Raw genomic sequence first — 19,158 nt, forward strand, 5'->3', positions numbered from 1 at the left:
TACTTGTACAACCGGCGGCTTCAGGCTAGAATAAAAATGATTACCGTCCGATTAAGAGGTGAAGTCCGCTTTGTCGAAAAAAACGCAGAAAATTGTCGTGTACTTAATGCTCATTGCCATGCTGGCAGGAACAGTGCTTTCCGGCCTTTCCATGCTGTTTTAAAAAAGGAACGGGGTATGCGTTCCTTTTTTAAATGGCGCCTTTTGCCTTCGCCAGTTCGGTCATCGGCCGGTTTGACCGGGTGATGTAAATTTTTGTTCCAACCGGCACTTCTTCGTACAGCTTTTCGAGCGCCGCTTTCGGCAGGCGGATGCAGCCGTTTGAAATATACCGGCCGATTGAAGAAGGATTGTTTGTGCCGTGCAGGCCGTAAATCCGGCCGTCCGTGCCGCGCGCATCAAAACCGATCCAGCGCGAGCCGAGCGGATTGCGCGGGTCGCCGCCGGGAATATTCTTTTTCCGGTAATAAGGATTTTTCGCCTTGACTTTGACCGTAAAAAAACCTTCCGGCGTCAGGTCATTTGTTTTCCCAGTCGCAACCGGCGTTTCGAGCCGGATTTTCCCGCCGCGGATCCAGGCAAGCCGGTTTGTTGTTTTATTGACAATAATGAGCGGGTCTCCCGGGGCAACGTGCCCGTCCGCCGGCCATACCGATAACCCGAAAACAAGCATCCATGCCACCCATATATGCATAAGCCATTCACCTGCTAGTTGTGTTTTTCTTTAGTATGCATCCCGCATGCCAGTTCATGCATACGGAAAGTGCGCTTTACACCCGGGACACCGCCCCTGTTAAAAAAAGCCTTCCCCTTTCCAGAACGGAAGGAGAAGGCTTCCCGCATTACAGTTCTTCACAGTATTCTTCAAACATTGCCTGCAGCTCAGCCACGACAGCCGCTGGGTCATGCCCTTCGATCTGGTGCCGTTCAATCATTTTCACAATTTTGCCGTCTTTTAAAAGTGCGAAAGATGGGGAGGACGGCGGATAACCAGTGAAATAGCTGCGTGCCCTTGCCGTTGCTTCTTTATCCTGGCCAGCAAAGACGGTTACAAGCTGGTCCGGGCGCTTATCATAATGGATGGCGTGCGCCGCAGCCGGCCGTGCAATGCCCCCTGCGCAGCCGCACACAGAGTTGACCAAAACAAGTGTCGTCCCTTTTTTGGAAAACGCTTCGTCCACTTCTTCCGGCGTCCTCAGTTCCTGGTAGCCGGCTTCTACTGCCTCTTCACGGGACATGCGCACGACATCGTTCATATAAAGATTAAAATTGACAGACATGCCACTCATCCTTTCATTCTGCTTTAAAGCTAATCATAGCAGGTTTTCACGCTGCTTTTCAAACATTCTGTTTGCAGCCGCCACTTTTCTCTTATTTTACGCATGAAAACGAAAAAAATAGCCGGAAAGCGTTTATTTTTCCAAAAAACCGGGTAAAATGACAGTACATCTAGATCCATACCCCTAAACTCCCTAGATGCTTTGGATGGCGCCTCATGCGCTGTCCCTTTTTTATGCAAAAAAACCGGGGCATCCCGGTTTCCGTTTTATAAAGATTGGACATGGACCTGTCCGAGAAGCGATTCTGCTTCTTGCTTTGTGCAAAGTTCCATGGAAAATGCCGTCGCAGAACCGCAGGCAACCCCAAGCGCAAACGATTCTTTGTACGATTTCCCTTTTGCCATCCCGCTTATAAACCCGGCCACAACCGAATCGCCGGCGCCGGCAGAATTTTTTACCTTCCCTTTCGGCGCTTGCGCAAAATAGGATACTTCCTTGTTCAAAAAGAGCGCGCCTTTTTCCGCCATCGAAACGATCACATTTTCAACGCCCATGTCAAGCAGGCGGCTGCCGTATTGTTTCGCTTCTTCGGGCGTTTCGACTTTCACGCCGAAAATTTCGCCGATTTCATGATGGTTCGGTTTGATCAAAAACGGGCCCGTTTTGATGACATGGCCGAGCGATTCGCCGGAAACATCTGCAATCACGCGGATTTGCTTTTCACGGCATTTTTGAATGAGGCCGGCATAAATGGATGGCGGGAGGGAACTTGGGATGCTGCCGGAAAACAAAATGGCATCCTCTTTGTCCAGGCTGTCGATTTTGGCAAGCAGCCGGTCCAGCTCAGCTTCCGAAATAGAGGGCCCCATTCCGTTGATTTCCGTTTCCACACCGGATTTTAATTTTATATTGATCCGCGTGTCGCCTGAAACTTGGACAAAATCTGTTAAAATACCTTCCGCTTTAAGAAAATTTTCAATGTAGCTGCCGGTAAAACCGCCGAGAAAACCGAGTGCCGTGGAATCAACGCCCAGCCTTTTCATGACGCGCGAGACGTTGATGCCTTTTCCGCCCGGAAACTTGGTGTCCATCACGGAACGGTTCAATCCGCCAAGCTCAAAATGTTCCACCTGTACGATGTAGTCAACAGACGGATTCAGTGTTACCGTATAAATCATTTTTTACACAACCTTTGCTTTGGAGATCATTTTTAGTATTCCCCTTTTTGATGGCAATCGTTCCCCCACTGCATGATTGCAAGCGGTGCATCCGGTCGTTATTTTACCTTCAAAAACAGTAAAAATCAATTAAAATCGTTCAAAAACAATCAGTTTTGATAAATCGCCACATTTTCCAACATAGAAAAACCCGCTTCATCAGCGGGCATTTCATTAATAGAGCGGTGCCGTTTCCGGTGTGACCGCCTCTAAAATCTCTTTGACGCGCTTTAAGAAGCGGCCGGAGACGAGTCCGTCCAAAATGCGGTGGTCAATCGACAGGCAAAGGTTCACGATATCGCGCGCCGCAAACATTCCCTCTTCCATGATGACAGGGCGTTTGACAATCGACTCGACCTGGAGGATGGCAGCCTGCGGATAGTTGATAATCCCCATCGACTGCACCGAACCGAATGACCCGGTATTATTGACGGTAAAGGTGCCGCCTTCCATGTCTTCCGGGGCAAGTTTCCCGGCGCGGGCTTTTTGCGCCAGCACAGCAATTTCATGGGCAATGCCTTTGATCGATTTTTCATCGGCATGCTTTATGACCGGCACGTACAACCTGTCTTCGGAGGCAACGGCGATCGAGATGTTGACATCATGTTTCTGGATAATGGCATCCCCGGCCCATCTGGAATTGAGCGCAGGATACTCTTTCAGCGCCCGGGCAACGGCTTTGACAAAAAAGGCAAAGTATGTCAGGTTAAAGCCTTCGCGCCGCTTAAACTCTTCTTTTACGGCCTCCCGGTAGCGGACAAGGTTCGTAACGTCCGCTTCGACCATCATCCACGCATGCGGAATTTCCTGTTTGCTGCGTGCCATATTGTTCGCGATCGCTTTACGCACGCCGGTAACCGGAATCACCATATCTTCTTCTGCAGCTTCCCGTACAGGCTGAGGCCGGGAAGCAGGCGGCGTATGCCGGGCAGGTTCCGGTTTTGAAGGTGCGGGTTTTGCCGGTTCCGGTTTTGAAGGTGCCGGTTCTGCCTCATTCCCCCTGCTTTCAATGATTTTCAACAGGTCTTTGCGCGTAATCCGGCCTTCCCTTCCCGTTCCTTTGACCCGGTTCAAGTCAATGCCGTATTCCTGGGACAGTTTTAAAACGGCCGGGGAATAGCGGACTTTTTTCCCTTTTTCCGCTTCCGGCTCCGGCACCGCAGCATCCGGATCCAGGCCCGGTTCCGCTTCAGGCCGGGCAATTGTTTCACTTGATCCGGTTTTGACCGTGCAAATGACTTCCCCGACAGCAACGGTTTCGTCTTCCGAAGCGATCAGTTCCACGATTTCCCCTTCAAACGAAGAAGGCACTTCGGCATTGACTTTGTCTGTTAATACTTCACAAAGCGGATCGTATTTATGGACATGATCGCCCGGGGATACAAGCCACTTGCTGATGGTCCCTTCCGTCACACTTTCCCCGAGCTGCGGCATCGTAATGTTTTCTATCGCCAATTGGCACCCTCCTATCCTGCAATTCTAAAATTCGGCCAGTTCCCGCATTGCTTTTTCGACTTTTTCGGGATTGACCATAAAATATTTTTCCATCGACGGCGCATACGGCATCGCCGGAACATCCGGCCCGGCCAGGCGCATGATCGGGGCGTCCAGGTCAAACAGGCAGTTTTCCGCAATGATCGCAGCAACTTCGCCGATAATGCTTCCTTCTTTATTGTCTTCCGTGACCAGCAGCACTTTCCCTGTTTTGGCAGCTGCCTCGATGATTGCTTCTTTGTCGAGCGGATAAACGGTGCGCAAATCGAGAATATGTGCTTCGATCCCGTCTTCTCTAAGCTTTTCCGCAGCCTGGAGGGCAAAATGGACGCAAAGCCCATACGTGATCACCGTAATATCCGTTCCTTCCCTTTTCACTTCGGCCTTGCCGATCGGGAGCACATAATCGTCATCCGGCACTTCGCCTTTAATCAGGCGGTACGCGCGCTTATGTTCGAAAAAGAGAACCGGATCATCGTCCCGGATTGCGGCTTTCAGCAACCCTTTTACGTCATAAGGCGTGGACGGCATGACAATTTTCAACCCCGGCTGGTTTGCAAACACCGATTCAAGCGACTGGGAGTGGTATAGCGCCCCGTGGACGCCGCCTCCGTACGGTGCACGCACGACAAGCGGGCATTGCCAGTCATTATTGGTACGATAACGGATTTTCGCCGCTTCCGAAATAATCTGATTGACAGCCGGCAGAATAAAATCGGCAAACTGGATCTCGGCAACCGGACGCATCCCGTACATCGCAGCCCCTACGCCGACCCCGGCAATTGCCGATTCAGCGAGCGGCGTATCGATCACTCTTTCGGCGCCGAACTGCTCGTATAATCCGGCCGTCGCCTTAAATACCCCGCCTTTTTTTCCAACATCTTCGCCGAGCACAAATACTTTTTCGTCCCGTTCCATTTCTTCCTTCAATGCTTTTGTGATTGCATCAATATATGAAATGACAGCCATCGTTTTCCTCCTTACTCCCCGTAAACAAACCGGAGCGTATCTTCCGGTTTGGCATACGGCGCTTTTTCGGCATAATCAGTTGCCTCATTGACGGTTTGCATGACGCGCGCATCGATTTCTTTTTCTTTTTCCCCGTCAAGAAGGCCCGCCTCTTTTAAGTACCGGCTAAATAAAACAACCGGATCTTTTTCTTTTGCCGTCTTCACTTCTTCCTGCGCACGGTAGTGGTCATCATCATCGGAAGAGTGCGGTGTGAAGCGGTAAACAAGCGTTTCGATTAAAGTCGGCCCTTCCCCGCGCCGGGCACGGTCCGCCGCTTCTTTAACCACTTCATAAACAGCGAGCGGATCGTTTCCGTCAACCGTCACACCCGGCATGCCATAACCGATCGCCCGGTCGGAAACGCGCGGGTTCCCGAGCTGCTTTTCAATCGGGACACTGATGGCATACTGGTTATTTTCGCACATGAAAATGACCGGCAGCTTGTGGACCGCGGCAAAATTCACCCCTTCATGGAAATCGCCCTGGTTGGATGATCCTTCCCCGAAAGTGACAAACGTAACAAAATCTTTTTTCTCCATTTTGCCTGCGAGCGCAATTCCGGCCGCATGCGGTACCTGTGTCGTTACAGGGGAGGACTGGGTGACGATTCTGTTTTTCTTCTGCCCGTAATGGCCCGGCATTTGCCGGCCGCCCGAATTCGGGTCTTCCGCTTTGGCAAACCCGGAAAGCATAATGTCGCGCGCGGTCATGCCAAAAGCGAGCACAACCCCGAGATCGCGGTAATACGGCAATACATAATCTTTTGTCCTGTCAAGCGCAAAAGCAGCGCCGACCTGGGCTGCTTCCTGGCCCTGGCAGGATACGACAAACGGAATTTTGCCGGACCGGTTTAAAAGCCACATCCGTTCATCCACCTTGCGCGCAAGCAGCATCATTTCGTACATTTCCAATACTTCCCGGTCGCTTAAACCTAAGTCTTTATGCCGATTTTTATTCATTGTCATCACTCCTTATCCAAAAGCTACGCATGGATTTCAAGCCCGTCTACTGCGAGTGCCGCCTCCCCGATCGCTTCGCTTAACGTCGGGTGCGGATGGATATTCATGGCCACCTCCCACGGCGCCGCATCCAAAACGCGTGCAAACCCAGCTTCTGAAATCATGTCTGTTGCATGCGGCCCGATGATATGTACGCCTAACAGATCGTCGGTTTTTGCGTCTGCTACGATTTTGACAAAGCCGTCCGTTTCCCCGTAGACAAGCGCTTTGCCGACTGCCTGGAACGAAAACCGGCCGATTTTTACATCATATCCTTTTTCTTTTGCTTTCTCTTCCGTCAGGCCGACACTGGCAATTTCAGGATTGGAATACACACATTTCGGCACCATGGTGTCATCGAGCGGGTCCACGCTTTTCCCGGCGATGCGATCAGCCGCAATGATGCCTTCCCTAGCTGCTACATGGGCAAGCTGCAACCCGCCGATGCAGTCCCCGATCGCATAAATATGGGGTTCTTTTGTCTGGTAAACTTCATTGACCTTAATAACGCCGTTTTCGATTTCAATATCCGTATTTTCAAGGCCGATATTTTCCGTGTTGGCCAGCCGGCCGACCGATAATAAAAGCTTATCTGCCTCAAACGTTTTTCCGTTTTCCGTGCCGATCCGCACCTTGCCGTCCCCTGTCTGGAGAGAAGATGCGTTAAATGCGGTACCGGTGAATACGGCAACCCCTTTTTTCTTCATAAGGCGCGTAATTTCTTTTGAAATGTCGCTGTCTTCTCCCGGCAAAAGGCGCGGGAAAGCCTCAATGATCGTCACCTTTACGCCAAAATCGGCAAGCATCGATGCCCATTCAACACCGATCGCCCCGCCACCTGCAATCAGGATGGATGCAGGGAGTTCTTCCATTTCAAGCGCTTCGTCAGACGTCATGACATATTCCCCATCGACTGCAAACCCGGGAAGCACACGCGGGCGCGAGCCGGTCGCAATGATTAAATTTTTCGGGAGGAGCATCTCATTGTCTGTACCCGCGCCCTCTATTGAAACCGTTCCTGCTACGGGCGAAAAAATGGAGGGGCCGAGGATTCTGCCGGTGCCTTCATACACATCAATTTTCCCTTTTTTCATCAAGGATTGAACGCCGCGGTGCAATTGCGCCACAACTGCGTTTTTCCGTTCCCGGATTTTTGCAAAATTCAAGGCGGCATCACGGACATCCACGCCGAAATCGGCGCTTTTTCGGACCAGCCGGTATACTTCCGCGCTTCTTAACAGGGCTTTTGTCGGAATGCAGCCTTTATGGAGGCAGGTGCCGCCAAGTTTTGATTTTTCAACAATTGCTGTTTTTAACCCGTTTTTTGCTGCGCGGATGGCGGCCACATAGCCGCCTGTTCCGCCGCCCAAAACAACGACATCGTATTCTTTTGCCAATGTTGTTCCTCCTTCACTTGCGTTACCGCGGAAGCCGTTTTTCGAGCACGTGTTTATTGTGCGGCAAAAATTGTGAACGCGCACGGGAAACTTTTGCAATCCGTTCTTCCGCCATCCGGTCTGCCGCCAAATAGGACGGAATCCCGTCGCGTTTTGAAATGTCGATCACTTTCTGTACATTATAGTAGACTTGCTCGACTTTTTTCATCGCTCTTTCCCGGTTGTAACCGTGCAGTTCGTCAGCCACATTGATAACCCCGCCGGCATTGATGACATAATCGGGCGCATAAAGAATACCCATTTCATGCAGCCGGTCGCCGTGCTTCGGTTCTTTCAACTGATTATTTGCAGACCCCGCAATCACTTTTGCTTTCAGCTGCGGAAGCGTTTCATCATTCAAAATGGCCCCGAGCGCGCATGGGGCAAAAATATCACAGTCCTGGGCGTAAATGTCAGCCGGGTCCACTGCTTTTGCCCCGAAAGCCTCAACAGCCCGTTTTACCGCCTCCGTTGAAATATCGGTCACAATAAGGCGGGCGCCTTCTTCGTGCAAATAGCGGCACAGTTCAAATGCAACATGGCCGACACCCTGGACGGCTACGGTTTTCCCCTCAAGCGAATCACTTCCGAATGCTTCTTTTGCCGCGGCTTTCATGCCGACATAGCAGCCGTACGCCGTGAAAGGCGAAGGATTCCCGGATGAACCGTACGTTTGTGAAACGCCTGTCACAAAATCGGTTTCCTCATGGATGACATCCATATCTTCAACAGTGGTGCCGACATCTTCAGCTGTAATATAGCGTCCCCCGAGCCCCTGGATGAACCGGCCGAACGCCCGGAACATTTCTTCATTTTTGTCTTTGCGCGGATCACCGATGATGACGGCTTTCCCTCCGCCAAGATTGAGCCCGGCGGCAGCGTTTTTATACGTCATCCCCCGTGCAAGCCGCAATGCATCTTCAATGGCGGCTTCTTCCGTTGCGTAAGTCCACATTCTCGTGCCCCCGAGCGCCGGCCCGAGCGTTGTATCGTGTATGGCGATCACCGCTTTTAATCCGGATGCGTCATCATGGCAAAACAGCAGTTGTTCATAATCGTATTTTCGCATATAATCAAAAATTTCCAATGGATTTCCTCCTTTTCCGCAAGCAAAGCTGTCAGAAGGCTGAACCGGCATTTTTGCGGCTGTAAAACGGACATCCCGATGCCTCTTTTTAAAACGGCACACCACTTTTTCCGGGATCACGGGCCAGCCTTCACTGTTGAAAATGCAAAAAGAATGCCACTTTCGCATTGTTTTCCTGTTTCCGCTTTTCATGCAGAAATGGCGAAAAGAGCGGGGCTTAAAAAAATAAACTTCCGTTTACCAGTTTGCTACTTTTTGCACGAATATGCAAATTATTGCATGCTGATTTTTGCAAGCCGGTATTTTTCCAATTTATAGTACAGGCTTCTCAGTGAAATGCCAAGCTGCTTTGCCGTATTCGTTTTGTTTCCGGCATTTTCTTCGAGCGCTTTTTGGATCAGCTGCTTTTCAAAAGCGGACAGCATTTCATCGAGGCTGCCTTTTTCGGGTATGTCGGCCGCTCCTTGCTTTAGATGATCCTGCCGTTTTTGTCAATCACCGTCATCCCTTCCGCCGTCGACTGAAGGATGAGCGCATGTTTTTTTGTTTCACTTTCCAGCTTTCGGATTAAAGTTTCTTTTTCCTCCAGCAATTTCGCAATCAAATAGGCGACACTGCCGGGAATAACAATCCGGCCCGTGCACGCTGCAACGATTTCATGAAAAACTTGCTCATCCCCGGTTACCTCAATGATAATATCGACATGGGGGCCTGAAAAAACGTGCCAGTTGTTTCCGGTTTGAACGCCCATGTTTTTGGCAAGCCGGATCCCCTCCGCCTGCGGATTGATATCAACGATGCCGGCCACACGGAACCGTGCGCTCTCGGACAATATTTTTAAAATCGCTTTTCCGCCTTTCCCCCCGCCAACGATTAAAACATTTTGCATCGCTGCTCCCCCTTTTCGTGCTGGTCTCCGCTATTTTATTTTATTTGAAAGGGCTTACATTTACAATGGGCTGCATTGCCTGCGTCCAATCCCGGGTGTTATAATGGTGGAAACGGTTTAAAGGGGGGCCGGAATGGGCAGGCTGGTGGCACTTTTTGTATTGGCGGTGCCGGTCATCGCCGCCGCTTACGGGATCAAATGGATGCGGGATATGGTTTTCGGGATTCCGGACCGCCCGTTTTCCTCGCTGACGCTCCAGTTTCTGGCCGGGCTTTTGTTCTCTGCCGGCGGCATTGCCTTTACCGCCGGATTTATTCTGCACCGGGACAGAAAGCGCCAAAAGGTACAGAAACGTTTCAGCAAACCATCAAAATAAAGCATCCGGCTATTGCCAGGATGCTTTTTCCCGTTCTGCTTTTCTTTCCTGTACCGCGATTTCCGGGAAATCCGTGATGATTGCCGTGCAACCGATTTTAAACAGCCTTCTCATATCTTTCGCTTTATTCACTGTATACGGCCTGACTGCAATACCGTGGTTCATGGTGGCGCAGATGATCCAGTCGGCCGTTGTCAAAAGACGCGGATGGATCGCTTTTGCCCGGATCGATTTCGCGTAGACCCATGGCATAAACATCACCTCCGAATACAGCGGGGCAATCTCCACTTCAGGTGCCAGACGGTGGCATTGAATGATGGAATAGTGGTTAAAGGAAGAAAAAATGACCCTTTCTTCCAAATGGTATGCCCGGATTAACGAAACAGCTTTTTCCTCGATCAGCGGATAATCCACTTTTGCCGTCTTCAGTTCAATATTGCAGAGAAGCTGGTTTTGGGCGAGCCATTCAAAAACTTCTTCAAGTGCCGGGATGCTTAGCGGCTTGCCGGTTTCGAACCGGTCAATCACATCCAGCGACTGCAGTTCAGCAAACGTTAAATCTTTCACATACCCTTTGCCTTTTGTCGTGCGATTGACCGTTTCATCATGAATGACGACCAGTTCGCCGTCTTTTGACAACTGAATATCCAGTTCAATCCCGTCCGCTCCGGCCTTTTCCGCTTCAAAAAAAGCTTCCATTGTGTTCTCCGGACGTGTGCCTGCCGATCCCCGATGGGCAAAAATAAACGTCACTCGATACACATCCTTTGTTTATTTCGTTCATCATTATATATTCCCCGAACAAGAAAAGCGTAACCTTTTGCGCACGGGATCCGGCCGGTACAACTCACTGCACCGGCCCCTTTCCCTTTCCCTTTCAGGAAGCTTTGTGTTCGAGGCGGAGTTTATCAGCGACCATGGCAATGAACTCGGAGTTTGTCGGCTTTGCTTTGGTCATGGAAACCGTATAACCGAATAAGGAGGAAATGGATTCGATATTTCCCCTGCTCCATGCCACTTCTATCGCATGGCGGATGGCGCGCTCAACACGGCTGGCAGTGGTATTGTATTTCTTTGCAATTTCGGGGTATAACACTTTTGTAATCGAGCCGAGCAATTCAATATCATTGTACACCATTGCAATCGCTTCGCGTAAATACATATAGCCTTTAATATGGGCCGGCACGCCGATTTCATGGATAATGCTCGTAATGCTTGCATCGAGATTGACAGGCTTTGATTCCGCTTTGGAAGCTGCTAAGCCGGGCGATGATTTCAGCACGGAGCCTTTTTTGCTTGTCTGCCGGATTTGCGAAACAAGCATGTCCATATCAAACGGTTTCAGCACAAAATAGGATGCGCCCAGTTCCACCGCTTTTTTCGTCACATCTTCCTGGCCGAAAGCCGTCAGCATGATGACGTTCGGCATCCGGGAATAAGCCGATTCTTTCAGTTTCTCGAGCACGCCGAGCCCGTCCAGATGTGGCATAATAATATCCAAAAGCAAAATATCGGGGTCCGCCTCTTTTAACCGTTCAAGGCATTCCGTCCCGCTGTAGGCCGTTCCGCAAATTTCCATGTCTTCCTGCTGGGATATATAATCTTCTAACAATCGAACAAGTTCACGGTTGTCGTCTACAATAAACACTCTGATTTTTTTCACTGCCACTGTCCTCCTCAAAAAAATAGCCATATCTCTGTACAAAAATAAGTTTCGACAATGGCGGAAAATTTCCTGCTTTTTTATTTATTATTTTTTGTTGAAAACCGGGATGCCGTAAATCGCCCGGACAAAACGTCCTCACGCATTATAATGATAGATAAGTGCATTATTCTTTAAAAGCGGAAGGGGACCTGCCCCCTCCGTAAATGCCTGCCTCATGGAGCATCCATTCGATATGGACGCCGTATCCGGATGTCGGGTCGTTGACAAACACATGCGTTACTGCACCGACAAGCCGCCCGTTCTGGATGATCGGGCTCCCGCTCATTCCCTGGACAATGCCACCCGTTTTTTTCAGCAATTCCGGGTCGGTAATTTTGATGACCATCCCTTTTGTTGCCGGAAATTTTTGCGGAATGGAGCTGACAATTTTAATCGAATAGGCTTCCACTTTTTTCCCGTCCACAACCGTTAAAATTTTTGCCGGACCTGTCTTTACCTGGTCTGACAGTGCGATCGGCATCGGTTTTGCGTATGTGCTGTCTTTTGCGTCCGGATCCAGCTGTCCAAAAATGCCGAACGGGCTGTTTTTCGTTATATTGCCGATTTGACCTTCTTCGGTAAAACGCGCCAATTTTTCTCCCGGGCTTCCGTTTTTGCCTTTTTCAATCGACGTTACGACTGAATTGACAATCCTGCCTTTTTCGACGACGATCGGTTTTTTTGTATCCATGTCGGATATGACATGTCCGAGGGCGCCATATTTTTTCGTTTTCGGATCGATAAACGTCATCGTGCCGATTCCCGCAGCCGAATCCCGTATATAAAGCCCGAGTTTATACGACTGCCCGTTTTTATCTTTTAACGGCTTTATCGTTTTCCGGATGGTTTGTCCATCCCTTTTAATGACAGTCTCGAGCGGTTTTCCTGTTTCCCCTGCCTGCTGGACAATCGGTGCAATATCGGACATATTTTCGATTTTTTTCCCGTTCAATTCAAGGATCATGTCCCCAACTTCGATTCCGGCCTGTTCACCGGGAGAAAACTTCCCTTTGTCCGTCTGCACAAGGTGATGGCCGACGATAAGGACGCCGAGCGTATTCAGCTTTACGCCAATCGACTGGCCGCCGGGAATCATCTTAATATTTGGATGCACTTCTACTTTCGTTTTTTTGATCGGGATGCCTGCCAGTTCAAGAAACATTTCTTCCTTCCCGGCTGACTTCCCTTTTATGGAAACCGTATGTTGATGCGCATGAATTTCCGCGCTGTTTCCGCTTGCCATTACGGCGGCAGCAGCGGATTTAGAAAGCTCGGTTTGCTGGCCTTCCAGTAAGCGAACTTGCTTCGGAAAGTGAAGATATTGTTGAAAAGGCTGCGAAAAAACGCATAATAAAAGTGAAACAAGGAGAAATCCGCCTGTCAGCTTCCTTATTTTTTCAAAGTTCAAACATTCCACTCTCCTCGCTTCCGGTTCACCCTGTTTGTTTAGCCTTTGTTTGTTTTGGCTATGATTTTAATTTAGCCTTGAAGCGTTTTAAATATAACAGTGCCTGCGGGAAAAATGCTGCCCAATCTGGATAGAAAGGGTCCGGCTCCACCATTTTTCCAAATAGGCGGACCGGACCCTTATTTTATCGCTTCGGCCAGTTCGAGGAGCTCTTTCGCATGCTGTCTTGTCAGCTCTGTCATTTCAACACCTGAAATCATGCGGCCGATTTCTTTAATTTTTTCTTCCTGCCCTAAAGGCTTCACTTTTGTCCGCGTTCTCCCCTTTTCGGTTTCTTTCATGATCAGCAGATGCGTGTCCGCCATGGCGGCAACCTGCGGCAGATGGGTAATGCAAAGAACTTGCGAATGGACCGAGATATGGTAAATTTTTTCCGCAATCGCCTGTGCTACGCGGCCGCTTACGCCGGTGTCCACTTCGTCGAAAATGACGGAAGTGATCCCCTGGTGCCGGGAAAAAATCGTTTTTAATGCCAGCATAATCCGCGACAATTCCCCGCCTGAAGCGGTTTTTGCGAGCGGTTTAAGCGGTTCGCCCGGATTGGTGGAGATGTAAAATTCAACCTGATCGAGCCCGTCGCGCCTAAACGGAATGTCATCCGCCTCATAATAATCATCAGCAGCGGCAAGAAAACGGACTTCAAACTTTGTTTTATCCATATACAGCTGCTTTAATTCGGAATGGATATTTTCAGTCAGCTTTCCTGCCCATTTTTTGCGCAAATCGCTGAGCTGCTTGGCTTCCAAATAAAGATCGCGTTTTACCGTCTGCAGTTCTTTTTGCAAAAGCTCTACATGATGGTCGCGGTTTACGATCGATTCAATTTCTTCTTCAATTTTGGACCCGTATTCCAGAATTTCTTCGATCGTGCTGCCGTATTTTCGTTTTAACTGGTTAATCTCATTCAGCCGCGCTTCAATCACGTTAAGCCGTTCCGGGTCAAATTCAAGCCCGTCAAGCCGGGAACGGATCGAGCGGGACATGTCTTCGAGCGTATAAAAACAACTTTGGACGGATTCCAAAATGTCAGAGAGACCGCCATCCACTTCGGCCGCGGTTTCAAGATGGCTCATGGCAAGGCTGAGCCAGTCGAGGCCGTGCTGTTCCCCGGCAAGCGCTTCATACCCCGTGTTCAATGATTCAAACAGCCGTTCAAAATTGACGAGTTTTCGTTTTTCTTCCGCTAATTCCTCGTCTTCATGCAGCCTCAGCCCTGCGTTTTGGATTTCCTCATGCTGGAACTGGATGAGGTCAAGGCGCTGGGCAAGCTGCTGGTCGTTTTCATTCATTCTTTTTAACCGCCCGTAAACGGCTTCGTATTTTTTATATAATTTTTCGTAATCAAGGAGGGCCGTTTCGATCTCGCTTTGCCCGTACTGGTCAAGCAGCGGAAGATGGTACGTTTCGTTCAGCAGTTCCTGCGTTTCGTGCTGGCTGTGGATATCAATTAAAGTCGACCCGATTTCGCGCAGCACCGAAATCGTCACAAGTTTTCCGTTGATGCGGCAGACGCTTTTCCCTGTTTTCGATATATCGCGCCGCAAAATTACCATGCCTTCCTCAATCTCAATGCCGAATTCGCGGGCGCGCTCCATACACGGATGGCCGTCTTCGACCAGAAATAAACCCTCAATCTCAGCACGGTTTTCCCCGTGCCGGACAAACTCCGATGACCCTCTCCCGCCTGTTAAAAGCTGGATCGCATCGATAATAATCGATTTGCCGGCACCGGTCTCCCCTGTCAGGACAGTCAGCCCGGCTTCAAATGAGAGGGTTAGCGCATCAATAATGGCAAAATTTTTAATCGATAATTCCTGCAGCAATCAAACATCACCACTTTCTACAGCAACTCCAAAAAACGTTGCGAAACCGTTTCGGTCTCATCGTGATTTTTGCAAATGATCAAACATGTATCATCCCCGCACAAGGTGCCGATAATTTCTTCCCAATCCAGAATATCAATCAAAGCGCCGATTGCATGCGCGTTGCCGGGCAATGTTTTCAACACGATCAGGTGCCCGGCTGTATCAATGCTAACGAACGCATCCGTCATCGCCCGTTTCAGTTTCTGCATCGGGTTAAAGCGCTGGTCGGCAGGCAGGCTGTATTTGTACCTGCCGTTATTGAGCGGCACTTTGACAAGATGAAGTTCTTTTATATCCCTTGAAATGGTGGCCTGTGTCACATTAAAGCCGGCATTCCGCAAATGCTCGACAAGCTCGTCCTGTGTTTCGATATCATAATTGGTAATCACTTCCCTGATTTTGATCAAGCGCTGTCCTTTATTCATATCCTCACCTCAAGGATGCTCTTTTGTAAATATGCATCTACTTGTATGTTAGCGCATTTACAGGCAAATGTACAAGCAGCTTTTATCCGTAAACGGGCTTTTTTCCGGGTGCGAAACGCCTTTATTATAAAACAGCCTACCGGTTATCCAATAGGCTGCCAAATTATCCCTTCCTGAGTGCGGCATGGGCTTCTTCCACCACATCTTTTACGGTTACGCGCAACCGGTTGGCGCCGCCTTCTGTTTGGCCGGCGGGCTGGACGAGGTGGATTAAAAATTCAATATTTCCTTCCCCGCCTGTAATCGGCGAGAAGGAGAGGTTTTCCACCGAAAAGTTTTCCCGTAAGGCAAGCTGGATGATTTTTTCAATCACTTCGCGATGGACCTTTTTATCTTTTACAATCCCCTTCTTGCCCACCTGACCGCGCCCCGCTTCAAACTGTGGCTTAATCAGGGCGACAACATCGCTTCCAGGCGCAAGGAGCGTTTTTAATACCGGGAGGATCAGGGACAGGGAAATAAAGGACACGTCAATTGAGGCAAATTCCGGAATGCCCTTTGTGAAATCCTGTGGGGTAACATAGCGGAAATTTGTCCTTTCCATAACAACGACCCGCCCGTCCTGGCGCAGCTTCCATGCGAGCTGGTTATAACCGACATCAAGGGCATAAGACATTTTGGCGCCGTGCTGGAGGGCACAGTCGGTAAACCCCCCGGTCGAAGCGCCGATATCGAGGACAATTTTGCCTTTTACATCAAGGCCGAACACTTCCAACGCTTTTTCCAGTTTCAGTCCGCCCCGTGAAACGTACGGAAGGGGCTTCCCTTTTATGATGAGCGGCGCATCTGCAGCAATTTTTTCACCCGGTTTATCAAGGCGGGTCTCATTTGAAAAGACAAGCCCCGCCATTACCGCCCTTTTTGCTTTTTCTCTTGTTTCCATTAATCCGCGTTCTACGAGGAGAACGTCCACCCGTTCTTTTTTCATTTAAAATGAAGCCTTTCTTTGCTGTTTTTGAGGCAATATCTGCCGGACTTCCCGAATCAGCCGGTCCTTTGTCAGCCCAATTTCCTGCCACAATTCTTTTACGCTGCCGTGCTCGACAAAGCGGTCGGGAATGCCAATGCGGCGAATGATCCGGTCAGAGAAGCCGCGGTCACCCGCAAATTCCAGCACTGCGCTGCCAAATCCGCCGGCAAGCACGGCCTCTTCTACGGTCAATACCGGCATCCCGGTGTTGAAAACAGATTCGAGCATCGCTTCATCAAGCGGTTTGATAAAGCGCGCATTGACCACTTTAACCGATACCCCTTGCTTTTGCAAAAATTTCGCTGCTTCCATGGCCATCGGGATCGTCGTCCCGAATGTGAGAATGCACACGTCATTTCCTTCTTTCAGGACTTCCCAGGTGCCGAGCGGGATTTCCTTCAGTTCTTCATCAAGCGCCACGCCAAGGCCGTTGCCGCGTGGAAACCGCATGGCGATCGGCCCGCTGTCGTATTTTAAAGCCGTATAGACCATATGCCGGCCTTCATTTTCGTCTTTTGGCATCATTAACACCATATTGGGCAGGCTGCGCAAAAAAGCAATGTCAAACACGCCCTGGTGGGTTTCGCCGTCCGCACCGACAAGGCCCGCCCTGTCGATCCCGATGAAAACATTTAAGTTTTGCCGGCAAATGTCGTGCACAACCTGGTCATACGCCCGCTGCAGGAATGTCGAATAAATTGCCAGGAACGGCTTCATGCCCTGGGTTGCAAGCCCCGCAGCAAAAGTGGCGGCATGCTGCTCGGCAATCCCGACATCATATACCCGCTCGGGGAGCTCCTGCTGGAACCGTTCCAGCTTCGAGCCGACTGTCATCGCAGGCGTAACCGCAACAATGCGCGCATCTTCCTTTGCAAGGCTAAGGACGGTATCACTGACGAGTTTGCTCCAGGCAGGAGGGGCATCCGCCGGTTTGATAAAATCGCCGGTTTCAATTTTATACTGCCCGGTGCCGTGCCAGGCGCCTTTCGTATCGTTCTCGGCCGGTTCATACCCTTTTCCTTTTTTGGTAATGACATGCAAAAGAACCGGGCCTTTCGTCTTTTTGGCATACTGGATATTTTCGAGCAATGCCTCAAAATGATGGCCGTCAACGGGGCCTAAATAAGTGAAACCGAGTTCTTCAAAAAAAATACCGGAGACAAGCAAATACTTCAATGAGTCTTTCAGCCGTTCCGCAGTGGCCGCAAGCTTTCCGCCGACAGCCGGAATTTTTTTCAGCAGGAACTCCAGTTCATCTTTTGCGCGCCGGTATTTATTTGCCGTCCGCAGTTTGCCGAGCACCTGGTGAAGCGCGCCGACGTTCGGGGCAATCGACATTTCATTGTCATTCAGCACAACGATGATATCCCGTTTTTCATGGCCGATATGGTTGAGCGCTTCAAATGCCATGCCGCCGGTCAGCGCGCCGTCTCCGATCACCGGGACAATATACGATTTTTCTCCTTTTAAATCGCGGGCGACCGCCATGCCCATCGCGGCGGACAAGGAAGTGGAACTGTGCCCGGTTTCCCAGACATCATGAATGCTTTCGTCCCGTTTCGGAAACCCTGAAAGCCCGTGGTATTGGCGCAATGAACCGAACTTTCCGGCCCGGCCGGTTAAAATTTTATGCACATACGACTGGTGCCCCACGTCCCAGAGGATTTTATCATTTGGGCTGTCAAAGCATTTATGCAGGGCAAGCGTCAATTCCACGACACCAAGATTCGGCCCGATATGCCCGCCGGTCTCAGACAGTGTTTCAATCAAAAAACGGCGGATTTCCGCGCTCAGTTGTTTCAATGCGGGGATGTCCATTTGTTTCAAAAAGGACGGGTCCTTGATCGATTCAAGATCCAATGCGGATCACTCGCTTTCCTCATCAATGTACGGCATCACTTACATCTATTATAAACAATCAACGCGTTTAGACAAGAAATACCTCATAAACAAACGCCGCCGGTTTTGCCGTTCCGGCCGTTCGTTTTGCGCCAAATGAACGGCCGTTAATGGTCCCGCGTTTCGATCATCCCCGTCAGTTCCATTAGGGCGCCAGTTTCGGCGCCGGTTTTTGCGAGGCACTGCTTTGCAAGGCGGGTATGGCGCCTGAGTTCTTGTTTGGCGCCCTCAAGCGTTAAAAGAGCCGGATATGTACTTTTATGGCGGGATTCGTCGCTGCCGACCCGCTTGCCGATTTTTTCCTGTTCCCCCTCGATATCCAATATGTCATCCCGGATTTGAAAAGCGAGGCCAAGATGATCGGCAAATTGCCCGAATTTTTCCAGCTGCTCTGTTGACGCGCCGCCAATCAACGCGCCGGCAAGCACGCTGAAACGAAGCAGTTTGCCGGTTTTGTGGGCATGGATATATTGCAGTTCCCCGAGGGTCAGTGTTTTATTTTCGCCTTCCATATCCGCCACCTGCCCGGCGACCATGCCTTCCGGGCCCGCAGATTTTGCAAGGAGCGCAATCAGTTTTACCTTCAAAGCGTCATCCAAACCCGGATCTTCGGCAATCAGCCCGAAACTGTACGTCAAAAGGCCGTCGCCGGCAAGAATCGCCACCGCTTCGCCGAATACTTTATGGTTGGTCGGCTTTCCTCTCCGCAAATCATCATCGTCCATTGCCGGGAGGTCATCATGGATCAGGGAATAAGTGTGGAGCATCTCGACTGCACACGCGGTCTGCATGCCCCGCCCAACCGGTTTGCCGAGTGCGGATACGGTTGACAGCAAAAGAAGGGGGCGGATCCTTTTTCCCCCGGCCTGGAGGGAATAATGCATCGCGTCTTTTAATACAGCCGGCGCATGGAGATCCGCGATATATTGTGCCAGGTGTTTTTCAATTTTTTTCACATCATACGCAGGCTTCTGCACG

The 19,158-nt window shown here is 50.2% G+C and carries 20 protein-coding genes; 2 read left to right on the plus strand and 18 right to left on the minus strand.

Features of this window, described 5'->3' with window-relative positions; all coding sequences use genetic code 11:
* Positions 1-70: 70 nt before the first annotated feature.
* Positions 71-163 carry a stressosome-associated protein Prli42 gene (prli42, locus tag NST20_RS08615; RefSeq protein ID WP_017550500.1) on the plus strand — a complete coding sequence of 31 codons (93 nt, stop codon included), beginning with the start codon at positions 71-73 and terminating at the stop codon, positions 161-163.
* 27 nt (positions 164-190) lie between these two features.
* Here the strand turns inward: prli42 and NST20_RS08620 are convergent, their stop codons facing one another.
* The 10 genes from NST20_RS08620 to NST20_RS08665 form a co-directional block, all read right to left on the minus strand.
* The gene (locus tag NST20_RS08620) at positions 191-694 is read right to left on the minus strand and encodes a L,D-transpeptidase (protein WP_017550501.1); all 504 of its coding nucleotides are present in this window, start codon (positions 692-694) and stop codon (positions 191-193) included.
* A 148-nt stretch (positions 695-842) separates the two neighbouring features.
* A complete protein-coding gene (locus NST20_RS08625; protein WP_013859587.1) occupies positions 843-1,280 on the minus strand; it encodes a BrxA/BrxB family bacilliredoxin in 438 nt (145 codons plus the stop codon).
* 266 nt (positions 1,281-1,546) lie between these two features.
* Positions 1,547-2,458 (minus strand): 1-phosphofructokinase, encoded by a 912-nt coding sequence (gene pfkB / locus NST20_RS08630; protein ID WP_013859588.1) that lies wholly within the window; start codon positions 2,456-2,458, stop codon positions 1,547-1,549.
* Between the two features lie 213 nt (positions 2,459-2,671).
* A complete protein-coding gene (locus tag NST20_RS08635; protein WP_342399292.1) occupies positions 2,672-3,952 on the minus strand; it encodes a dihydrolipoamide acetyltransferase family protein in 1,281 nt (426 codons plus the stop codon).
* A 24-nt stretch (positions 3,953-3,976) separates the two neighbouring features.
* A complete protein-coding gene (locus tag NST20_RS08640; RefSeq protein WP_342399293.1) occupies positions 3,977-4,960 on the minus strand; it encodes an alpha-ketoacid dehydrogenase subunit beta in 984 nt (327 codons plus the stop codon).
* Between the two features lie 11 nt (positions 4,961-4,971).
* Positions 4,972-5,961, minus strand: coding sequence for a thiamine pyrophosphate-dependent dehydrogenase E1 component subunit alpha (locus tag NST20_RS08645; protein ID WP_342399294.1), 990 nt, complete (start codon positions 5,959-5,961; stop codon positions 4,972-4,974).
* 23 nt (positions 5,962-5,984) lie between these two features.
* Positions 5,985-7,397: a dihydrolipoyl dehydrogenase gene (gene lpdA / locus NST20_RS08650; protein WP_342399295.1), complete on the minus strand. Its 1,413-nt coding sequence runs from the start codon at positions 7,395-7,397 to the stop codon at positions 5,985-5,987.
* Between the two features lie 22 nt (positions 7,398-7,419).
* Positions 7,420-8,523, minus strand: a complete 1,104-nt coding sequence (locus NST20_RS08655) for a Glu/Leu/Phe/Val dehydrogenase (RefSeq protein WP_342399296.1) — start codon at positions 8,521-8,523, stop codon at positions 7,420-7,422.
* 272 nt (positions 8,524-8,795) lie between these two features.
* The gene (locus NST20_RS08660; protein WP_013859594.1) at positions 8,796-8,948 is read right to left on the minus strand and encodes a helix-turn-helix domain-containing protein; all 153 of its coding nucleotides are present in this window, start codon (positions 8,946-8,948) and stop codon (positions 8,796-8,798) included.
* 44 nt (positions 8,949-8,992) lie between these two features.
* Positions 8,993-9,412, minus strand: a complete 420-nt coding sequence (locus NST20_RS08665; protein ID WP_342399297.1) for a Fis family transcriptional regulator — start codon at positions 9,410-9,412, stop codon at positions 8,993-8,995.
* Positions 9,413-9,545: 133 nt separating this feature from the next.
* Here NST20_RS08665 and NST20_RS08670 point away from each other — a divergent pair, with 133 nt between their 5' ends.
* Positions 9,546-9,788 carry a DUF2627 domain-containing protein gene (locus tag NST20_RS08670; protein ID WP_061565219.1) on the plus strand — a complete coding sequence of 81 codons (243 nt, stop codon included), beginning with the start codon at positions 9,546-9,548 and terminating at the stop codon, positions 9,786-9,788.
* A gap of 9 nt (positions 9,789-9,797) precedes the next feature.
* On the opposite strand, the gene NST20_RS08675 is transcribed toward NST20_RS08670, so the two are convergent.
* The 8 genes from NST20_RS08675 to NST20_RS08710 all read right to left on the minus strand — a co-directional run bounded on the left by NST20_RS08675 (position 9,798) and on the right by NST20_RS08710 (position 19,157).
* A complete protein-coding gene (locus NST20_RS08675) occupies positions 9,798-10,541 on the minus strand; it encodes a glycerophosphodiester phosphodiesterase (RefSeq protein ID WP_061566874.1) in 744 nt (247 codons plus the stop codon).
* Positions 10,542-10,665: 124 nt separating this feature from the next.
* Positions 10,666-11,451 (minus strand): sporulation transcription factor Spo0A, encoded by a 786-nt coding sequence (gene spo0A / locus NST20_RS08680; RefSeq protein WP_017553057.1) that lies wholly within the window; start codon positions 11,449-11,451, stop codon positions 10,666-10,668.
* A 166-nt stretch (positions 11,452-11,617) separates the two neighbouring features.
* Positions 11,618-12,901, minus strand: coding sequence for a SpoIVB peptidase (gene spoIVB, locus NST20_RS08685; protein ID WP_019720618.1), 1,284 nt, complete (start codon positions 12,899-12,901; stop codon positions 11,618-11,620).
* Positions 12,902-13,080: 179 nt separating this feature from the next.
* Positions 13,081-14,784 carry a DNA repair protein RecN gene (recN, locus tag NST20_RS08690; RefSeq protein WP_061575201.1) on the minus strand — a complete coding sequence of 568 codons (1,704 nt, stop codon included), beginning with the start codon at positions 14,782-14,784 and terminating at the stop codon, positions 13,081-13,083.
* Positions 14,785-14,801: 17 nt separating this feature from the next.
* Positions 14,802-15,251, minus strand: coding sequence for a transcriptional regulator ArgR (gene argR, locus NST20_RS08695; protein ID WP_013859601.1), 450 nt, complete (start codon positions 15,249-15,251; stop codon positions 14,802-14,804).
* A 163-nt stretch (positions 15,252-15,414) separates the two neighbouring features.
* Positions 15,415-16,239: a TlyA family RNA methyltransferase gene (locus tag NST20_RS08700; RefSeq protein ID WP_013859602.1), complete on the minus strand. Its 825-nt coding sequence runs from the start codon at positions 16,237-16,239 to the stop codon at positions 15,415-15,417.
* Positions 16,240-18,141, minus strand: coding sequence for a 1-deoxy-D-xylulose-5-phosphate synthase (dxs, locus tag NST20_RS08705; protein ID WP_118497729.1), 1,902 nt, complete (start codon positions 18,139-18,141; stop codon positions 16,240-16,242).
* Positions 18,142-18,287: 146 nt separating this feature from the next.
* Positions 18,288-19,157, minus strand: a complete 870-nt coding sequence (locus NST20_RS08710; protein ID WP_342399298.1) for a polyprenyl synthetase family protein — start codon at positions 19,155-19,157, stop codon at positions 18,288-18,290.
* Between the last annotated feature and the right edge of the window lies 1 nt (position 19,158).

The organism is Weizmannia sp. FSL W8-0676, from assembly GCF_038593015.1.
Lineage (GTDB): Bacteria > Bacillota > Bacilli > Bacillales > Bacillaceae_C > Weizmannia > Weizmannia coagulans.

Excerpts from the sequence above, each read along its gene's own strand:
- NST20_RS08620 (WP_017550501.1), bottom strand. The coding sequence starts at position 694 with ATGCATATATGGGTGGCATGGATGCTTGTTTTCGGGTTATCGGTATGG.
- NST20_RS08625 (WP_013859587.1), bottom strand. The coding sequence starts at position 1,280 with ATGTCTGTCAATTTTAATCTTTATATGAACGATGTCGTGCGCATGTCC.
- pfkB (WP_013859588.1), bottom strand. The coding sequence starts at position 2,458 with ATGATTTATACGGTAACACTGAATCCGTCTGTTGACTACATCGTACAG.
- NST20_RS08640 (WP_342399293.1), bottom strand. The coding sequence starts at position 4,960 with ATGGCTGTCATTTCATATATTGATGCAATCACAAAAGCATTGAAGGAA.
- NST20_RS08645 (WP_342399294.1), bottom strand. The coding sequence starts at position 5,961 with ATGAATAAAAATCGGCATAAAGACTTAGGTTTAAGCGACCGGGAAGTA.
- NST20_RS08660 (WP_013859594.1), bottom strand. The coding sequence starts at position 8,948 with ATGCTGTCCGCTTTTGAAAAGCAGCTGATCCAAAAAGCGCTCGAAGAA.
- NST20_RS08665 (WP_342399297.1), bottom strand. The coding sequence starts at position 9,412 with ATGCAAAATGTTTTAATCGTTGGCGGGGGGAAAGGCGGAAAAGCGATT.
- NST20_RS08670 (WP_061565219.1), top strand. The coding sequence starts at position 9,546 with ATGGGCAGGCTGGTGGCACTTTTTGTATTGGCGGTGCCGGTCATCGCC.
- argR (WP_013859601.1), bottom strand. The coding sequence starts at position 15,251 with ATGAATAAAGGACAGCGCTTGATCAAAATCAGGGAAGTGATTACCAAT.
- NST20_RS08700 (WP_013859602.1), bottom strand. The coding sequence starts at position 16,239 with ATGAAAAAAGAACGGGTGGACGTTCTCCTCGTAGAACGCGGATTAATG.